This is a genomic window from Dietzia massiliensis (genome assembly GCF_018390595.1).
Taxonomy (GTDB): Bacteria; Actinomycetota; Actinomycetes; order Mycobacteriales; family Mycobacteriaceae; genus Dietzia; species Dietzia massiliensis.
The window spans coordinates 1-16,043 of the sequence record NZ_JAHBAV010000003.1; the positions used below are offsets into that span (position 1 = coordinate 1).

At 70.2% G+C, this 16,043-nt stretch carries 13 protein-coding genes and 1 tRNA gene; 6 read left to right on the top strand and 8 right to left on the bottom strand.

Translation table 11 applies throughout. The annotated features are described in order from the left end of the window. Window positions 1–392 precede the first annotated feature (392 nt). The 4 genes from KHA85_RS01330 to glmU form a co-directional block, all read right to left on the bottom strand. Window positions 393–1,022 carry a 50S ribosomal protein L25/general stress protein Ctc gene (locus KHA85_RS01330; protein ID WP_213184519.1) on the bottom strand — a complete coding sequence of 210 codons (630 nt, stop codon included), beginning with the start codon at window positions 1,020–1,022 and terminating at the stop codon, window positions 393–395. Window positions 1,023–1,374: 352 nt separating this feature from the next. After that, on the bottom strand, window positions 1,375–1,716 hold the full coding sequence (gene arsC, locus KHA85_RS01335) for an arsenate reductase (glutaredoxin) (protein WP_213184520.1): 342 nt from the start codon (window positions 1,714–1,716) through the stop codon (window positions 1,375–1,377). Window positions 1,717–1,724: 8 nt separating this feature from the next. Further along, the gene (locus KHA85_RS01340) at window positions 1,725–2,702 is read right to left on the bottom strand and encodes a ribose-phosphate diphosphokinase (RefSeq protein ID WP_007630089.1); all 978 of its coding nucleotides are present in this window, start codon (window positions 2,700–2,702) and stop codon (window positions 1,725–1,727) included. Next, window positions 2,699–4,180: a bifunctional UDP-N-acetylglucosamine diphosphorylase/glucosamine-1-phosphate N-acetyltransferase GlmU gene (gene glmU / locus KHA85_RS01345; protein WP_213184521.1), complete on the bottom strand. Its 1,482-nt coding sequence runs from the start codon at window positions 4,178–4,180 to the stop codon at window positions 2,699–2,701. The genes KHA85_RS01340 and glmU overlap by 4 nt, the downstream gene beginning before the upstream one ends. Before the next feature lie 159 nt (window positions 4,181–4,339). Between glmU and KHA85_RS01350 the strand changes: the two genes are divergently transcribed. Further along, window positions 4,340–5,623, top strand: coding sequence for an MFS transporter (locus KHA85_RS01350; protein WP_213184583.1), 1,284 nt, complete (start codon window positions 4,340–4,342; stop codon window positions 5,621–5,623). Window positions 5,624–5,641: 18 nt separating this feature from the next. On the opposite strand, the gene KHA85_RS01355 is transcribed toward KHA85_RS01350, so the two are convergent. Further along, a complete protein-coding gene (locus KHA85_RS01355) occupies window positions 5,642–6,256 on the bottom strand; it encodes a flavodoxin family protein (protein WP_213184522.1) in 615 nt (204 codons plus the stop codon). A gap of 135 nt (window positions 6,257–6,391) precedes the next feature. On the opposite strand from KHA85_RS01355, the gene KHA85_RS01360 reads away from it, so the two are divergent. The 3 genes from KHA85_RS01360 (at window position 6,392) to KHA85_RS01370 (ending at window position 9,375) form a co-directional block, all read left to right on the top strand. Then, window positions 6,392–8,197 carry a thiamine pyrophosphate-requiring protein gene (locus KHA85_RS01360; RefSeq protein WP_213184523.1) on the top strand — a complete coding sequence of 602 codons (1,806 nt, stop codon included), beginning with the start codon at window positions 6,392–6,394 and terminating at the stop codon, window positions 8,195–8,197. Further along, complete coding sequence (locus KHA85_RS01365) at window positions 8,194–8,364, top strand: hypothetical protein (RefSeq protein ID WP_213184524.1); 171 nt, start codon at window positions 8,194–8,196, stop codon at window positions 8,362–8,364. Before KHA85_RS01360 ends, KHA85_RS01365 begins: the two co-directional genes overlap by 4 nt. A 318-nt stretch (window positions 8,365–8,682) precedes the next feature. Continuing rightward, complete coding sequence (locus KHA85_RS01370; RefSeq protein WP_213184525.1) at window positions 8,683–9,375, top strand: hypothetical protein; 693 nt, start codon at window positions 8,683–8,685, stop codon at window positions 9,373–9,375. A gap of 113 nt (window positions 9,376–9,488) precedes the next feature. Here KHA85_RS01370 and KHA85_RS01375 read toward each other — a convergent pair. After that, window positions 9,489–9,560, bottom strand: a tRNA-Gln gene (locus tag KHA85_RS01375). Window positions 9,561–9,779: 219 nt separating this feature from the next. Here KHA85_RS01375 and KHA85_RS01380 point away from each other — a divergent pair. Further along, a complete protein-coding gene (locus KHA85_RS01380; protein ID WP_061229823.1) occupies window positions 9,780–10,451 on the top strand; it encodes a TetR/AcrR family transcriptional regulator in 672 nt (223 codons plus the stop codon). A gap of 198 nt (window positions 10,452–10,649) precedes the next feature. Here the strand turns inward: KHA85_RS01380 and KHA85_RS01385 are convergent, their stop codons facing one another. After that, window positions 10,650–11,219 (bottom strand): HdeD family acid-resistance protein, encoded by a 570-nt coding sequence (locus KHA85_RS01385; RefSeq protein ID WP_213184526.1) that lies wholly within the window; start codon window positions 11,217–11,219, stop codon window positions 10,650–10,652. Between the two features lie 195 nt (window positions 11,220–11,414). Next, window positions 11,415–12,158, bottom strand: a complete 744-nt coding sequence (locus tag KHA85_RS01390; protein ID WP_082904392.1) for a vitamin K epoxide reductase family protein — start codon at window positions 12,156–12,158, stop codon at window positions 11,415–11,417. Between the two features lie 178 nt (window positions 12,159–12,336). Between KHA85_RS01390 and mfd the strand changes: the two genes are divergently transcribed. After that, window positions 12,337–16,005: a transcription-repair coupling factor gene (gene mfd / locus KHA85_RS01395; RefSeq protein WP_213184527.1), complete on the top strand. Its 3,669-nt coding sequence runs from the start codon at window positions 12,337–12,339 to the stop codon at window positions 16,003–16,005. The last annotated feature ends 38 nt before the right edge of the window (window positions 16,006–16,043 follow it).

The following is a 16,043-nucleotide window of genomic DNA, read 5'->3' on the forward strand; positions in this document are numbered from 1 at the left end:
CCCCCCCCCCCCCCCCCCCCCCCCCCCCCCCCCCCCCCCCCCCCCCCCCCCGCCCGCCCCCCCCCCCCCCCCGCCCCCCCCGCCACAGCCGCGCGCCGCGTGAATCCGCAGGGCCCGCTGCAGCCGCGCGCCCGCCCGAACCCGCAGGGCCCGCCGCAGCCGCGCCCCGGCATGGCGTCTCGCGCGCACCGGCGGGCGGGCCGGACGCCATCGTGAGGAGCGGCGGTGTATTTGGCCGTGCAGGCACGGGAGCGAGACGCCAGGCGGGGGAGCGAGACGCCAGGCGGGGGAGCGGATGTTCGGGTGGGGAAATGCGGAACGGGCCCGGGACGACACTCTGGTCGTCTCCGGGCCCGTGGCCTCCTCGCCGCTACAGCGCGGCGGTAAGGGGATCAGTCCTCCTCGGCGGCCTTCGCGGCGTCCTCGGCATCCGCACCCTCGGGGGCGGCCTCCTCGTCGGCCTCGAGGTCGGCGCCCGACGGGGCCTCCATGACGTTGACCAGCAGCGTCTCCGGGTCGGAGATCAGGGTCGCGCCGGCGGGCAGCGTGACGTCGGCGGCGGTGATCTGCGTGCCGGCCTCGGCGTCCTCGACGGAGATCTCGAAGTCCTCGGGGATGTTGAGGGCGTCGACCTCGACCTCGATGACGTCGGCGTCGGTGGTGACCAGGGTGCCGGGGGCGGCCTCGCCGGTGACCAGCACGGCGATCTCGACGACGACCTTCTCGCCCTTCTTCACGACGATGAGGTCGGTGTGCTCGATGACGCGGGTCAGCGGGTGCACGTCGATCTGCTTGGGCAGGGCCAGCTGCTCCTCGCCCTCGATGTCGAGGGTGAGCAGGGCGTTGGTGCCGGCGTGACGCAGGATGGCGGCGAACTCGAGCGCGCCCAGCAGCAGATGGCGGGGCTCGGTGTTGTGGCCGTACAGCACCGCGGGGACCTTGAAGTCGCGGCGGGCGCGGCGGGAGGCGCCCTTGCCGAACTCGGTGCGGACGGTGGCGGCGAGCTTGTTGACGTCAGACATGCGATGACCTCTGTGTTGGTATTTCCGGCCCGGCGCGAAGCGCACCAGAGGCGGGAGCCAGAGGTGATCGCGTCGATAACGGAGCGGCCCTTGCGGGTCCTCCCTCGCCGAGATGACCCGACCAGCCTAGCGGCGCCGGGGGTTCGCACCCAAATCGGACGAGCCGGGCCGGGCGGGAAGCGCGAATCGGGCGAGAGCCGACGGCCAGACCGGAAGTGCGCGGGACCCGCCGAAGACACACGGGCACGGCGAGACCGGAAATGCGCGGGACCCGCCGCCCCTCAGAAGGGAACGGCGGGTCCGGGCGCGTGGGGTGCCGGTATTCGTCAGGCGCGAACCGGGCGGAGTGGCGTCAGAGGATCTCCTCGACCTCCGCCGTGGGGCGCGCGAGGCGGGTGCCCTTGTCGGTGACGACGAAGGGCCGCTCGATCAACCGCGGGTGGGCGACCATCGCGGCGAGGAGCTCGTCATCCGAGGCGTCGATCAGGCCGAGCTCGGTGAACTCCGCCTCCTTGACGCGGACGGCCTGCCGCACCGTGAGCCCGGCGTCGGCGATGAGCGTGCGCAGCTCGTCGACCGTCGGCGGGGTGTCGAGGTACTTGATGATCGTCGGCTCCACGCCCCGCTCCCGCAGCAGCTCGAGAGCCTGCCGCGACTTGGAGCAGCGGGGGTTGTGGTAGATCGTCGCATCCATGGTCGCCCCTACGCGGAACCGTTGAACAGGCTGGTCACCGAGCCGTTCTCGAAGACCTCGTGGATGGTCCGGGCCAGCAGCGGCGCGATGGACAGCACGGTGAGGTTCTCGAAGCGCTTCTCCGGCGGGATCGGCAGCGTGTCGGTGGTGATGACCTCCTTGGCGCCGCAGGAGGCGAGGCGCTCGGCGGCCGGGTCGGAGAAGATGCCGTGCGTGGTGGCGATGATGACGTCGCCCGCACCGGCGTCCTTGAGGACCTTGACCGCGCCGGCGATGGTGCCGCCGGTGTCGATCATGTCGTCCATGAGCACGCAGGTCTTGCCCTCGACGTCACCGACGACGCGGTTGGACTTGACCTGGTTGGGCACGTTGGGATCGCGGGTCTTGTGGACGAACGCCAGCGGGGCGCCGTCGAGCGCGTCGGCCCACTTCTCGCCCACCTTGACGCGGCCGGCATCGGGGGAGACCACGACGATGTTGTCGGTCCCGTAGTGCTGCCGCACGTAGTCCGACAGCTGACCCTGGGCGTGCATGTGGTCGACCGGACCGTCGAAGAAGCCCTGGATCTGGTCGGTGTGCAGGTCGACCGTGATGATCCGGTCGGCGCCGGCGGCCTTGAGCAGGTCGGCGATGAGGCGGGCCGAGATCGGCTCACGCCCGCGGTGCTTCTTGTCCTGGCGCGCGTACGGGTAGAACGGCAGGACCGCCGTGATCCGCTTGGCGGAGCCGCGCTTGAGCGCGTCGATCATGATGAGCTGCTCCATGATCCACTTGTTCAGCGGGGCAGGGGCGCTCTGCAGCACGAACGCGTCGCAGCCGCGGACCGACTGTTCGAAGCGGACGAAGATCTCGCCGTTGGCGAAGTCCCGGGCAGTCTGCGGGGTGACCTCGACCCCCAGCTCTGCGGCGACCTGATCGGAGAGCTCGGGGTGCGCGCGCCCCGCGAAAAACATCAGGTTCTTCTGGTTGTCGATCCACTCGCTCACTGCGTGAGTCCGTCCTTCTGGGAGTCGTTCCGGGCACGACGGGCGGCCTCGGCCGAGCCGGAATCCGGCCGGTTCTTGATCACCCAGTCGTCGATGTTCCTCTGCCGTCCTCCGGACACCGCGAGGGCACCCGGCGGGACGTCGTCCTTGATCACGGTACCCGCGCCCGAATAGGCCCCGTCTCCGACGGTCACCGGTGCGACGAACATGGTGTCCGAACCGGTGCGGCAGTGATCGCCGATCACTGTACGGTTCTTGTTCACCCCGTCGTAATTGACGAACACGCTCGACGCCCCGATGTTGGTGTGCTCACCGATGGTCGCGTCCCCCACATAGGTCAGGTGCGGCACCTTGGTGTTGGCGCCGATCGTCGACTTCTTGACCTCGACGAACGTACCGATCTTGCTGTTCGCACCGAGGTCCGCGGCGGGCCGCAGATACGCGAACGGGCCGACCTCGGCGCCAGCCCCGACTGTGGCGCTCACCGCATGTGAACGCACGACCGTGGCACCCTCGCCGACGGTCGTGTCCTGCAGGGTGGTGTCCGGGCCGATGGTCGCGCCGTCGTGGACGACGGTCGCGCCCGCCAGGTGCGTGCCGGGCAGGATCGTCACGTCCCGTCCGATCTCCACGCCCACGTCGAGCCACGTGCTGGACGGGTCCACGATGGTCGCCCCGGCGCGCATGGCCGACTCGCACAGACGGCGGTTCATCTCACCGGCCAGCGCGGCCAGCTGCACACGGTCGTTGACGCCCGCCACGAGGTCCGCGTCCTCGACGCGGTGTCCGCGGATGAGTCCGTTGGCCTGCCGGGCCAGCTGGATGACGTCGGTGAGGTACAGCTCGCCCTGCGAGTTGGCGGTGCTCAGCTGTCCGAGCTTGTCCCGCAGGACCTGCGCGTCGAACGCGTAGATGCCCGAGTTGACCTCGCTGATCGCCTTCTCGTCCTCCGAGGCGTCCTTGTGCTCGACGATCCTGAGCACCTCGCCGTCGTCGTTCCTCACGATGCGGCCGTACCCCGTGGGGTCGGGCGCCGTCGACGTGAGCACGGTGACCGCCGCCCGTGGCCGCATGTCGTGGCGGCTCACCACCTCGCGCAACGTCTCGGCGTCGAGCAGCGGGATGTCGGAGGTGGTCACGAGGACCGTGCCGGAGAAGTCGGCGGGCAGCCCCGACATGCCGGCCGCGACCGCGTCACCGGTGCCCTTCTGCTCCTCCTGGACGGCCGTCGACACGGGCACCCCGAGGTCGGCCGACAGCTCCGCCACCGCGGCGGAGACCTGCTCGCGCTGGTGCCCCACCACCACGACGACCGCGTCCGGCTCGATCCCCGCCGCGGCGTGCAGGGCGTGACCGAGCATGGTCTGCCCGCACACGCGGTGCAGCATCTTGGGGGTGGCGCTCTTCATCCTGGTGCCGGAGCCGGCGGCCAGGACGATGACCGCGGTCTGGGCGCGATCGGTCTGCGGTGTCGTCATCAAGTCTCCTCGGGCGTGGCAGCGCCGTGTGGGGGATGGGCGGCTGCGCAACATCTGCGCAATCGCCATCGGTTTTGTGCACGTTCCGTCCGAGGATAGAGGGTGACTCCGACCAATCGAACCGTCTCGCGGCCGAGTAGCCTGCCCCGGGTGTCAGTTCTGAGGCGCCAGCTCGCCGATACCCGGCCGTTGAGGCAGCCGGACTTCCGCAGACTGTGGCTCGCCAACATCGTCACGGTCATCGGCGCGCAGCTGTCCATAGTCGCGGTGCCGCAACAGGTTTTCGAGATCACCCGCAACTCCGCCTATGTCGGCCTCACCGGCGTGTTCGCGCTCGTGCCGCTCATCGTGTTCGGCCTGTGGGGCGGGGCGTTGGCCGATGCGTTCGACCGGCGCACGCTGCTCATGATCACCACCACCGGCCTCATCGCGACCGCCGCGCTGTTCTGGCTGCAGGCCGCCGCCGGGAACCAGAACGTGTGGCTGGTGATGGGGCTGCTCGCCGTGCAGCAGGCGTTCTTCGCGGTGAACCAGCCCACCCGGTCGGCGATCATCCCGAAGCTCGTCCCGTCCGATCAGTTGGCCTCGGCCTCCGCGCTCAACATGACCGTCATGCAGTTCGGCGCGATCGTCGGGCCGCTCTCGGCGGGCATCCTCATCCCGGTGCTCGGGCTGGAGTCGCTGTATCTCCTGGACTCGGTCGCGCTCCTGGCGACGCTGTACGCCGTCTACCGGCTCCCACCCCAGCCGGTGTCGGGGGAGCGCCCCTCGGTAGGGCTGCGGTCGGTGATCGACGGGTTCGCCTACCTGGCCACCCGCCGCATCCTGTTGGCCTCATTCCTCGTGGACATCATCGCGATGGTCTTCGGCATGCCGCGGGCGCTCTTCCCGCAGATCGCCACCGAGTCCTTCGGTGACCCCGCGACCGGCGGGACCGCGCTCGGGCTGTTGTTCGCCGCGATGAGCGTCGGCGCCGTGCTGGGCGGTGTGTTCTCCGGCTGGATCCCGCGTGTGCGACGGCAGGGCCTGGCGGTGCTGGTGTGCGTGGCGCTGTGGGGTCTGGCGATGGTCGCGTTCGGCGTGTTCGTCGGTGCGGCCTCACCCGAGGGCTCGGCCTGGTGGCTGTGGTTGGCGCTCGCGGCGCTGGCGTTCGGCGGTGCGGTGGACATGGTCTCGGCCGCGTTCCGTCAGGCCATCTTGCTTGAGTCGGCCACCGACGAGATGCGTGGTCGCCTGCAGGGCGTGTTCATCGTCGTGGTGGCCGGCGGGCCGCGGATCGGCGACGTCGCCCACGGCGTGGCGGCGGCGTCGGTGGGAACCGCGGTCGCGGCGGCCGGTGGCGGCGTGCTCGTCGTGATCGGCGTGGTGATCTGCGCGGTCGCGTTCCCGGCGTTCCTGCGATACACCGTCCGCAGCGCGGTCGAACGGGGCGCGAAGGGCTGAGCGGGCGCGCCGCGTCGGCTACCCGACCGCCGGGTACTGCGCGGCCTTGAGGAACCGTGCGAGATGCACCGCGTTCGACGAGAGCGTGGTGATGGTCGACGCCAGGGCGGAGGGTGTCTCGTCGAGGTCCTTGTAGTCCTTGGGGTTCATCGCCTCGTGGTTCCAGTAGGTGCCGCCCTGGGCGGGGATCGTGAACCCGATGTCGTTGAGTCCCTGGAACGTGTCGGCGATGATCTTGTGCGCGCCGTCCTCGTTGCCCACCACCGAGACCACGGCGACCTTGCCGAACATCGCCGGCCGGCCGTCGTCGTCGGTGGCGGACAGCTGCGCGTCCAGACGCTCCAGCACGCGCTGCGCGATGCTCGACATGTGGCCGACCCAGGTGGGTGTGGAGAAAACCAGGATGTCGGCGGCCCTGATCTTCTCGAGGATGGCGGGCCACTGGTCGCCGTCGCCCATGTCGTCGTCGACACCCGGGCGCACGTCGTAGTCGGCGACGCGGACGGTCTCACCGGTCACGCCGTGACCGGCCAACTCGTCGAGGATCTGCCGGGCGATGAGGTCACTGCTCGACTCGGCGGGAGAGGCCTTGAGCGAGCACACCAGTGCGAGGGCTTTCAGGTCCGTGTCCATGCCGCGCACGGTAGACCCGCCCCGCGCGCCGGTCAACCGCTGTCGCGGGCCCGGTCAACAGACCGGTGGAGCGTGTCGTAGGCGACCCCTACGGTGGGGGCCACTCACGGACCGACGAGTGGAGAGGACACGCGTATGAGCACGGACAGGACGGTGGCCGACCTCGTCGTCGAACGACTCGTGGCCTGGGACGTCGAACGGATCTACGGCTACGCCGGGGACGGCAACAACCCCCTGCTCGGCGCGCTGCGCCGCTCCGACATCGCCCCGGCGTTCGGGCGCGCGCGGCACGAGGAGTCCGCCGCGTTCATGGCGGTGGCCGACGCCAAGTACTCCGGCGCCGTCGGCGTGGTGACCTCCACCCAGGGTCCGGGCGCGATGCACCTCATCAACGGCCTGTACGACGCCAAACTCGACAGCGTTCCGGTGGTGGCCCTGGTCGCGCAGCAGCACACCAGCGTGCTCGGCTCCGGCTATCAGCAGGAGATCAACCTCGGTGACGTCTTCTCCGACGTCGCAGGGCCGTACATGCAGACCGTCGCGTCGGCCGAGCAGGTGCCGTTCGTGCTCGACCGGGCATTCCGTTCCGCGCTCACGCACCGCACGCCGGTGGTGGTAATCCTCCCGCACGACGTGCAGAACGCACCCGCGCCGGAGTTGGGGGACGACCTCGGCCAGGAGCACGGGGTGGTGGTCACCGCTCCCGAGTGGACCCACGGGGTCACCACGCCTCGTGACGACGATGTGGCGCGCGCGGTGGACGTGCTCGACGCGGGGGAGCGGATCGCGATCCTCGCCGGGCGCGGTGCGGCCGGGGCACAGGCCGAGCTCATGGAGTTGGCCGACCGCCTGGGCGCCGGCGTGACGATGAGCCTGTTGGGTAAGCCGTACGTCGACGAGTCGTCGCCGCTGGTGGGTGGGACCATGGGGCATCTGGGGACGACGGCGAGCGCGCGCATCCTCCAGAACTGCGACACCCTCTTGATAGTCGGATCGAACGACCCCTGGACCGAGTTCTACCCGACACCCGGGCAGGCGCGGGCCGTGCAGATCGACCTGGACCCGGTACACCTGGCGAACCGGTACCCGATCGAGGTGGGCCTGGTCGGCGATGCCGCGCTCGCGCTGCGTGAGCTGCTCGGGCGGGTAGCCGAGAAGGACCGCTCCGCCTGGCGTGGCGACGTCGAGACATGGGTGCGGCAGTGGCGGGAGATCTCCCGGATGCGCTCAGAGGTGCCCACACGCGGACTCAACCCCGAGCTGGTCGCCCGGCGACTGGCCGACCACATACCGCACGACGCGCGCCTCGCCGTGGACGTGGGCAGCAGTGTCTACCACTACGTGCGGCAGATGGATCTGCCCACCTCCGTGCCCGCCCACCTGTCGTCGACGCTGGCCTCGATGGGCTGCGGCATCCCGTACGCGATCGCCGCCAAGGCCGCCGCACCCGCCAAGCCGGTGGCCGTGCTGGCCGGCGACGGCGCGGTGCAGATGCTCGGTATCAACGAGCTGATCACCGTGGCCGAGGCGTGGCCCGCCTGGGAGGACCCGACCATGGTGATCGTGGTGCTCAGCAACCGCGATCTGGCCGAGGTGAGCTGGGAGCAGCGGGAGAGCGAGTCGCAGCCGCGGTTCGCGCGCTCCCAGGAGGCGCCGGAGTTCGACATGGCCGCCTACGCCGAGCAGCTCGGCCTGCGGGGGATCCGGGTCGAGGAGCCCGACCAGCTGGTGCCGGCGCTGGAGGAGGCGTTCTCCGCGGACCGGCCCACGGTCATCGACGCGATCACCGATCCGGACGTCCCGCTGCTGCCGCCGTTCCCGCACGGCCGCGAGATGCTCGAGTCGATGCGCACCGGCCTGCAGGCCGAGGGCGCCGCAGGCGAGCACGCCCTCGAGCTGCTGGAGACGTACGCACGGATGGAGGAGGAGCGGTTCACGTGACGGAGATGAACGGACCAGGCCGACCCGACAACGACCCGGCGTTCCGGCCCGATGCCGAGGTGGAGCGCAGGCCGCGCCGCTCGCGCCAGCCCGCGCTGACGGTGCTGGCAGTGGTGGCGATCCTGCTGCTGGTTCTGGCGGTGGGGATCTTCGGCGGCATCTTCTAGGCGGAGGCCGACTGGGCAGCGGCTACGTGTTCATCCCACCGCGGGGGAGTAGGAGCGCTGCGACACCCATCGCGGTCCGTTCTCTGAGTACATCGCGGATACGCGAAAATGCTCAGCGAGTGTGTGCCTCTGCCTAACATCTGGCGCACCCATGAAAGGTCCGATATGCGCTCTGCTCTTTTCGCTGCGGCGGCGGCCGTCCTGGTTCTTGCCGGATGTTCCGCTCAATCCGACTCGGAATCCGAAGCGCTGCCCACGCCGATCACCTCGAGTTCGGCTCCGGCTGGGCCCGCTGAAGTACCTATCGCTCTCGGGGAGGTGTTCACCATCAGCGGGCCGAGTTACACCGCTGACGTCACGATCGAGCGAGTATTCGTTCCCGGGGCCTGCAGTGGGGCACCGGACGACTCTGTTGCCATTCAGGTCGATGTAGACGTGAAGTCCGGCGACGGGACTCGGGAAGTACTTAATACGGGCACGATCCGCGAACGCACGCGCGACGGCTACATCGAGAAGGAGCGGACGATCTCGCGGAGTTGCGGCGATATTGACGAGCTCGACGCCGTGAACGTCCAGACCGGTGACAAGTATCGAGGAGTCGTCTGGCTCAAAGACGACGTCGACCCTGAATCCGAGCTGCTGATCAACGCTCCGACTGATGGCGGTCCGATTACCGAAGTCTTCGTGTTGAATCTGAGCGACATCGAGATAGCAACAGACGCCCCGGCGCCACCAGGCGACGACGAACCCACTGCGCCGACAGCGGCCGCTGTACCGACAACGGCGGCGCCGACGGTCGTCGAGTGCCTGTTCGGGACCCCCGGGCCGTCTCGCATGTCAGACGGGACGATCCAGAACACCGAGTTCTGTGCCAATCAGCCGGGTGCAGCCGAGAGTCGATACCTGGAATCGAACTGCTCGGACATGGCGTGGCGTCAAGAGATGGGTTTCGAGGGCGACCGTCTGTGCGGGTCGTCCCTCTCTGAGGATGGAGCATTGGGCGGCAACTAGTCGGCTGGACTGATGAGAAGGTCCGCGTCCGACAACGCGCTGGCTTCCAGGAGTCATCCTCCGCGCGACCCGCGGCACCTTCACGTGCGCGGCGAAGGTCGGGAGTGCTCGAGCTCCCCCGCCAGGACTCGAACCTGAAATGCCTGAACCAAAATCAGGAGTGTTGCCAATTACACCACGGGGGAACGGCCCGGCGCGGGCCACTCCCCAGTCTGGCATACGAGCACGGACCCACTGTCCCCTACCTGTTCCCGGATGGGTGGCCTGGCCGCTAGCAGCCCACACGGGGGAGTCCGACCCCTGATCGGTCGGCCGCGTTCAATGCTCCGACTAGGCTTTTCCGTCGAGGGAGGCGACACCACATGACAGGTCAGTCGGAAATGACGCCGGCGCCGCGTACCAGGATGTCAGCGGCGAAACGCCGGCAGCAGTTGGTCGAGGTGGGCCGCCGGATTTTCGCCGAGTACGGTTACGACGCGGCCACTGTCGAGGAGATCGCGTCGGTCGCAGGCGTGTCCAAGCCGGTCGTCTACGAGCACTTCGGCGGCAAGGAGGGCCTGTACGCGGTGGTGTGTGACCGCGAGCTGGCCTATCTGGGTGCCGAGATCACCGAGGCGTTGGAGGGCGAGGGGTCGCGCCGCCGCATCGAGCGCGCCGCGATGGCGCTGCTTCGCTACGTGGAGGAGCGCACCGACGGGTTCCGGATCCTGGTGCGTGATTCGTCGCTGAACAACGGTGGCTCGTACTCGACGCTGCTCAACGATGCCACGGCCAGTGTCACCTACATCCTCGAGGAGGAGTTCGTGGCCCGCGGGTTCGACCCGGTCACCACGAACGTCTATGCCCAGGCCCTGGTCGGCATGGTCTCCGGCACCGCGCAATGGTGGCTTGATGAGCGCACTCCGCCCAAGGAGGAGGTGGCCGCGCACATCGTCAATCTCTGCTTCAACGGCCTGTCGCACCTCGATCCCGCGCCGTCGCTCGAGTCAGGTGTCATGGCGAAGTACTCCAGCCGCAGTCATCCGGCCGGCGACTCGGCCGGGCGCGATCTGCGCCCGGGGCCGGCTCGGCCCTGAGCGCACCGTAAGTGACGCGGGCCCGTGAGCGCACGTGAGGTCCCCGGTGAGTCCGCCACCCTCTGCGAGGCACCGGCCGAGAAGAACAGGGCCCGCCGGAAAGAACGAAGCCCCCGCGGCCCTCGAATAGCGGGCAGCGGGGGCATTCGTGTCGGCAGGTTCGGCAGTCACGGCCTGCCGGAACGGTCGGCCCGAGAATCAGACCTCGTCGGCCACCGGGGCGCTCGAGAGCTTGGCGGCATCACTGCGTAGACGGAACGAGACGGCGATCATGATCAAGCCGACGATCACGCCGAACCAGCCGGCGAACGGCAGGAAATTCTCGATGGTCGACGGCCCCAACAGCGCCAGGCCGAGTCCCACCACGGCGATCACAACGCCGACCGCACCCATGATCCACGCGTTGGCGACGACGGTCCGGAGGGTGGACGCGCCGTAGACCAGCAGCGCACCGGAGGCGATCAGCCAGATCGCGAAGAGCAGCACCAGCGCGGTCACGGTGATCGACGGCCAGAACAGCACGACCAGGCCGAGCACGATGAAGAGCGCGCCGCCTCCGATGAACAGGCTCGACGAGCCGCTGTGTCCGCGCAGCCCCAGGCCCGTGGTGATGGTCATAGCGCCGTCTGCGATCGCGAACGCCGCCACGAGGAACACCGCGAGCATGAGGCTCGAGCCGGGGGCGATCAGCGCGGTGATGCCGAGTACGAGCGCCAGGACACCGCGGATCAGCTGGACCCACCAATTTCGGGTGAGGGACGTGATCATTGTTTCCACCTCTCTGTCAGCGGGCTCTCAGCCCGTACGCCTCGAGATCATGCCCGCACTTCGGATGTGCGGCAGTCCACTGTGAGGCATTGGACTCTAGTAGGTATCCGCCGGTGTTCGTGGGTGCCAGCAGCGCGCGCCAGCGCCTGCAGGTGGCCGCCGACGCCGACGGGGTGCAGGGCGAGGGCCGCCGGATCAGAGGTTCGCGAAGAAGTCCGCCCAGTAAAAGTCCCAGAACGCCCACAGGATGACGCCCGCCACGGCGAGGAACCACACGACCACCGGGACGAGGTGCCACTGCTGCAGAGTGCGCACCCAACGGGCCGCCGTGAGCTTGGCCAGCACGTGCAGCAGCGTGTACCAGAACATGGGGATGGTGGTGGCCCACACGACCATGCACCACGGGCACAGCACCTGGATCTCGAAGATGGACTGGAACGCCAGCCAGTGCACGAACCCGGCGGCGAACGTCAGACCGAGCAGCGCGCCCACCCAGTACCAGCGGGGGAACCGCACGCCGGAGGCGGCGGCGACGCCGATCGCGATCACGATGCCGTACCCGACGAGCCCGATGAACGGGTTGGGGAAGCCGAACGCCGCGCCCTGCTCCGAGTTGATGACGCTCTTGCAGCTCATGAGAATGGAGAAGTTGCATGCGGGCGTGTAGTCCGGGTTCTCCAGCAGCCGGATCTTGTCCAGGCTGAGCTGGAACGACGCGACCAGCGCGATGGCCGAGCCGATCGCCAGCAGCACGCCGATCCACCGGTCGGTGAACACCCGCGAGCCGACGATCGTCGCGCCGGCGTCCGGTCCGTCGTCGCGGGGGCCGGGGGCGATCGTCACCGGGGCGGCGGGCTCGCCGGGTGCGGTGTCGCCCGCGGCTGGCCCGGGGGTGCCCCGTCCGGCGTTCCCGGCGGCGGCGTCTGTGGTCTCGCGCATACGCACAGGCTACCGGGGCCGCCGCGCCGTTAGAGTGGGAGATCTGGCACATCGGCCCGCCTGTCGTGCCCCGCCGCGCACCGCTGGTCCGATCACGGCCGACCTGCGCGTGCCGTGCGCCCGCGCCCGCCCAGACCGAGTCCGACCACCTCGCCCCGACCCTGAAGGACCCTCACGCGTGACCTCCACCGCCCCCGCCGTCACCTCCACGACCGCCGCGCTGTCCGGTCTGGCCGGTGCGGTCATCTCCAACCCGGCGCTGGCCGACCTCCGCGCGGGCCTGGACCGCGACGCCGCGGTGGTGCGCGCGCCGGAGTCGCTGCGGCCGTTCCTGGTGGGCGCAATGGCCGAGCGCGCGCCGTTGCTGGTGGTCACCGCCACCGAGCGCGAGTGTGAGGAACTCGCCGACGAACTGTCGGGGATGTACGACGGCGAGGTGGCGCAGTTCCCGAGCTGGGAGACGTTGCCGCACGAGCGTCTGTCGCCGGCGGCCGACACGATCGGTCGCCGCCTCGAGGTGCTGTCCGCCGTGATGGCCGGACGGGCGCCGAGGATCATCGTCGCGGCGGCGCGATCGGTGGTGCAGCCCATCTCCCCGGCGGCCGCCCGCCGCGAGCCCGTGCGGCTGACCCGGGGCGCCGAGGTCGACCCGACCGACCTCATGGCCCGCCTGGCCGAGTTCGCCTACACCCGCGAGGACATGGTCGCCCGCCGCGGCGACATCGCCGTGCGCGGCGGCATCGTGGACGTCTTCCCGACCACGGCCGACCACCCGCTGCGCATCGAGTTCGACGGCGACGAGATCGCCGAGATCCGCGAGTTCTCCGTCGCCGACCAGCGCTCGCTGCCCGACGGTGAGGTCGAGCAGGTCGTCCTCTACCCGTGCCGCGAGCTGCTGCTCGACGACGACGTCCGCGCCCGGGCCGGTCAGCTGGCCGCCGAGCACCGCGCCAACCCGACGCTGGCCGAGCTCCTGGACTCGCTGGCCGAGGGCATCCCGCGCGACGGCATGGAGGCCCTGACCTCCGTGCTCGTGCCGGGCGAGATGGCCACCCTGCCGATGCTCATGCCGGACGACACCCGCGTCGTGGTGTGCGACCCCGACAAGGTGCGCCGCCGCGCCGCCGACCTCGCCTCGGCGGGCCGCGAGTTCCTCGAGGCCTCGTGGACCGCCGCCACCATGGGCGGCGACGCCCCCGTCGACAGTGAGACCCTCGACCTGTCCGGCTCGGGCTACCGCACCTTCTCCGCGGTGCGCGAGGAGGCCACCGGCGCCGGCCGCGCCTGGTGGCAGCTCGTCCCTCCCGGTTTCCTCACCGACCCCGAGGACGGCCTCGTGGTGACCGTCGAGGCCGGCGACCCGCCCGCCCCGCGCGGCAAGGACTCCGAGATGGAGGCCATGTTCGCGCGGCTGCGCGCGCTCGTCGGCGCCGGCGGCCGGGCCGCGATGGTCGTCCCGGGCCACGGCACCGTCACCCGCATCCTGGAACGCCTGTCCGAGGCCGAGGTCCCCGCCACCGCCGCGCCGGCGGGCTCCGAGCCCGCCGACGGCCAGGTGTCGGTGTACGAGGCGGTCCTGCACGCCGGGTTCGCGCTCACCGGCGGCGCCGACGGGGCGTCCGGCGACCTCGTCGTCGTCTCCGAAACCGACCTCACCGGCAACCGACTCGGTTCCACGGCGCGCCCCAAGGCCCGCCACTCCAAGCGCCGCAACCAGGTCGACCCGCTCGCCCTCAAGGCCGGCGACCTGGTCGTCCACGATCAGCACGGCATCGGCCGGTTCGTGGAGATGGTCGAGCGGCAGGTGCGCGGCGGCGACGGCTCCTCGCGGCGCGAGTACCTGGTGATCGAGTACGCGCCCGGCAAGCGCGGCGCGGCCGGCGACCGGCTCTACGTGCCGATGGAGTCGCTCGGCCAGCTCAGCCGCTACGTCGGCGGCGAGGCACCGACGCTGTCCAAGATGGGCGGCGCCGACTGGCAGAACACCAAGCGCAAGGCCCGCAAGGCCGTCCGCGAGATCGCCACCGAGCTCGTCCAGCTCTACGCCAAGCGGCAGTCCGCCCCGGGGCGCGCCTTCGGCCCCGACACGCCCTGGCAGCGCGAGATGGAGGACGCGTTCCCGTTCACAGAGACCGTCGACCAGCTCAGCGCGATCGAGGAGGTCAAGGGGGACATGGAGAAGTCCGCCCCCATGGACCGCGTCGTGGTGGGCGACGTCGGCTACGGCAAGACCGAGGTCGCCGTTCGCGCCGCGTTCAAGGCCGTCCAGGACGGCACCCAGGTCGCCGTGCTCGTACCCACGACCCTGCTGGCGCAGCAGCACCTCGCGACGTTCACCGAGCGGATGACCGGGTTCCCCGTGACCATCAAGGGGCTTAGCCGGTTCACCTCGGACGCCGAGGCCAAGGAGATCCTCAAGGGCCTGGCCGACGGGACGGTCGACGTGGTGATCGGTACCCACCGACTTCTCGCCACGGGGGTGCGGTGGAAGAACCTCGGCCTGGTGATCGTGGACGAGGAGCAGCGCTTCGGCGTGGAGCACAAGGAGCACATCACCTCCCTGCGCACCCACGTCGACGTGCTCACCATGTCCGCCACGCCCATCCCGCGCACGCTCGAGATGTCGCTGGCGGGCATCCGCGAGATGAGCCAGATCCTCACCCCGCCCGAGGAACGCCTGCCCGTCCTCACGTACGTGGGCGCGTACTCGGACAAGCACGTCGCCGCCGCCATCCGGCGCGAGCTGCTGCGCGAGGGCCAGGTGTTCTACGTCCACAACCGGGTGCGCACCATCGACTCCACCGCCGCGAGGATCCGCGACCTCGTGCCCGAGGCGCGCGTCGTGGTGGCGCACGGGCAGATGGGGGAGGAGCAGCTCGAGCAGACCGTCGGCGGGTTCTGGAACCGCGAGTACGACGTGCTGGTGTGTACGACCATCGTCGAGACCGGCCTGGACATCTCCAACGCCAACACCCTCATCGTGGATCGCTCCGACCAGCTGGGCCTGTCGCAGATGCACCAGCTGCGCGGCCGCGTGGGCCGGTCCCGCGAGCGCGGGTACGCCTACTTCCTCTACGACCCGGAGAAGCCGCTCACCGAGACCGCCTACGACCGGCTCGCGACCATCGCGCAGAACAACGACCTCGGCGCGGGCATGGCCGTGGCGATGAAGGACCTCGAGCTGCGCGGCGCCGGCAACGTGCTGGGCGCGGAGCAGTCGGGCCACATCGCGGGCGTCGGGTTCGACCTCTACATCCGTCTCGTCGGCGAGGCGGTGGAGGCCTACCGCGCGATCGCCGACGGCGAGAAGGTCGAGACGCAGGAGGAGCTCGGCGAGATCCGCATCGAGCTTCCCGTCGACGCCTTCATCCCGCCCGACTACGTGGACGGCGACCGGCTGCGGCTCGAGGCCTACCGCAAGCTCTCGCAGGCGCGCGAGCCCGGCGATATCGACGCCGTGGTGGAGGAGCTGCTCGACCGGTACGGGCCCCTGCCCGTCGAGGCCCGCCGCGTGGTGTCGGTGGCGCGGCTGCGGCTGGTCGCGCAGAAGTACCGGGTCCGCGAGATCGTGTTGGCCGGCTCGCGCCTGCGCGTGGGCCCGCTCGACCTGCTGGACTCGCAGCAGATGCGTCTCAAGCGCATGTACCCGGCCGCGCAGTACCGGGCCACGCAGAAGACCGTGCTGCTGCCGCTGCCCAAGGCCGCCGGGGCCCGCGCCGGTGCGGGCGGGGAGAAGGCGCGCGACGACGAGATGTTGCAGTACGCCGCCGACTTCCTCACCGCGATGGCCGGCGACCCGGAGGGTTCGAACCCGGTGATCCAGCCCGAGACCGCGCCGGCGCGATGAGTGAGCGCGGTCCGGCCGCCGACGCCCCCCGTCCCCAT

Coding starts and splice junctions, on each gene's coding strand:
- KHA85_RS01360 (WP_213184523.1), top strand. CDS start 6,392: ATGAGCACGGACAGGACGGTGGCCGACCTCGTCGTCGAACGACTCGTG.
- KHA85_RS01355 (WP_213184522.1), bottom strand. CDS start 6,256: ATGGACACGGACCTGAAAGCCCTCGCACTGGTGTGCTCGCTCAAGGCC.
- KHA85_RS01330 (WP_213184519.1), bottom strand. CDS start 1,022: ATGTCTGACGTCAACAAGCTCGCCGCCACCGTCCGCACCGAGTTCGGC.
- arsC (WP_213184520.1), bottom strand. CDS start 1,716: ATGGATGCGACGATCTACCACAACCCCCGCTGCTCCAAGTCGCGGCAG.
- KHA85_RS01390 (WP_082904392.1), bottom strand. CDS start 12,158: ATGCGCGAGACCACAGACGCCGCCGCCGGGAACGCCGGACGGGGCACC.
- glmU (WP_213184521.1), bottom strand. CDS start 4,180: ATGACGACACCGCAGACCGATCGCGCCCAGACCGCGGTCATCGTCCTG.
- KHA85_RS01385 (WP_213184526.1), bottom strand. CDS start 11,219: ATGATCACGTCCCTCACCCGAAATTGGTGGGTCCAGCTGATCCGCGGT.
- KHA85_RS01380 (WP_061229823.1), top strand. CDS start 9,780: ATGTCAGCGGCGAAACGCCGGCAGCAGTTGGTCGAGGTGGGCCGCCGG.